Origin of the sequence: uncultured Maribacter sp., from assembly GCF_947495965.1 — a bacterium.
Taxonomy (GTDB): domain Bacteria; phylum Bacteroidota; class Bacteroidia; order Flavobacteriales; family Flavobacteriaceae; genus Maribacter_B.
On the sequence record NZ_CANMBB010000021.1, the window covers coordinates 1 to 1,641 of the forward strand.

The window sequence follows — 1,641 nt, forward strand, 5'->3', positions numbered from 1 at the left end:
TATACGAGACCCGTACGTACGGTGGTGTGAGAGGCGCACTCTCCTCAATTATGGGGAGAGCCGTCTACTCGATTGTGTTTAGTTATTTTTTATTACCATTTCATCTCGGGTTCTTCTTTCCATAAAATCAGTCGAAAATCTTCATAATGATTTCCGTTTCCAATTGTGTGGTCATCTCTAAATCCTTTTGCTAACTGTAATTTATGAAGCATACCAGAATAAGAACCTATCCATAATGTTTTTTCGTCATCTGATATTGTAATTCCACTAATTGTTGAGCCTAAAAAATGTCTCCAAATACACTTTCCATTTTGGTCAATTGCTCTTATGTATCCGTGAGCATCACCTAAAATGTAACATTTTGAACTAGTAGTTCCACAATAAACACGCATTCCCTCATCAATGATGTTGTATAAAGAACTTTCTTCGTATTCAGGGATATTAATTCCATTTAATTTCTCCGATGATACTCCAATAGTAATTCCATTATATAAATGGCAAGAATTAGTGATGAGCTGACTATCATCTTTTGAAAAAAGACAATAATGTGGATATTCAGACTGTTGTCCTATTCCGCCAATTTGAGAACCATTAGCATCTAAAATTCTATGTTCTGAGCATTGGTCACCTACAACAATGAATTGATTGTCATTTGATAACGTTGCATTTTCCATATCTATGTAAGAATCCCATCCTTCGTCATCCAAATCTGGGACAGGATGAATCATTTTTTCAGTTTCTTTTGTGATTAAAAATATTCCTTCGGAAGTAATAAGTAAAACTTTAAGCCCATCGTTGAATGGAATTAATTCTGTTATTCCTAAATCTCTAGTTTCATTTAATTCAAAGCTCGAAATAATATTTCCTTCCCAACCTTGGGTAGTCGTAATTTTATTTTCGGCTGAAATCGCAAAAACATTATTCTTTTTGGATTTACCAATTGCGTTAATAGATGAATCTAATTTTAATGTATTTTCATTGTCAAGAACATATGCTTGTCTCTTTTGATAAGATGTACCTGTTAAAAACACAATTTTTTGTCCGTCAATAAATTGTAATTGTTCAATACTCTGTCCTTTCTTTTCTAAAAACTTAATTATTGGGCTATGAGAAGGTGGATAATTATTTCTGAATTCTTGAACAGTATTAGTTTCGTTAGCTTTTTTTAAGAGTTTGAATATTTCGTCAGCTAAATGGTCTCGTTTGTCTTCGGGTTCTTTTCCTTTCCAGTTTTCCCACCCGTTTTTTTCTCCAAATTCGACCATTTCATTAACACCTTTAGCGTATTCGCTTCCGAGTCTATTCCATTCTTCTTTGATGTTGGTCGGACTTTTCTTTTTGTTGAAGAAGTTAAATTTCATTTGTAGGTTTTAATTAAACACAACGGTTTAGCTATGAACAGTACGGGAGCAAACTAGCGTTTGCTTTCCTCCACGCACATAGCAAAATCTTTTTGTTTTGATTTATTTTTTCCTGTTCAGAGCAAAATCCAAAAGATTTTGCGGACTTTATAAAAATACGTAAACCATTCGTTTAAGCCCGAAGCCCTTATTGTTTATAGGTTTTGTGTGTGCCCAGCATGGGCATCTTTAATTTATCGAAAGATAACTAATTCATCTAGAGGGTGCAAGTCCCTTATGC

Annotated in this window: 1 protein-coding gene; it reads right to left on the reverse strand. The window is 33.9% G+C overall.

Features of this window, described 5'->3' with window-relative positions; all coding sequences use genetic code 11:
• Positions 1–92: 92 nt before the first annotated feature.
• Positions 93–1,361 carry a hypothetical protein gene (locus Q0820_RS16870; RefSeq protein WP_298489461.1) on the reverse strand — a complete coding sequence of 423 codons (1,269 nt, stop codon included), beginning with the start codon at positions 1,359–1,361 and terminating at the stop codon, positions 93–95.
• Positions 1,362–1,641: the final 280 nt, after the last annotated feature.

Coding starts and splice junctions, on each gene's coding strand:
- Q0820_RS16870 (WP_298489461.1), bottom strand. CDS start 1,361: ATGAAATTTAACTTCTTCAACAAAAAGAAAAGTCCGACCAACATCAAA.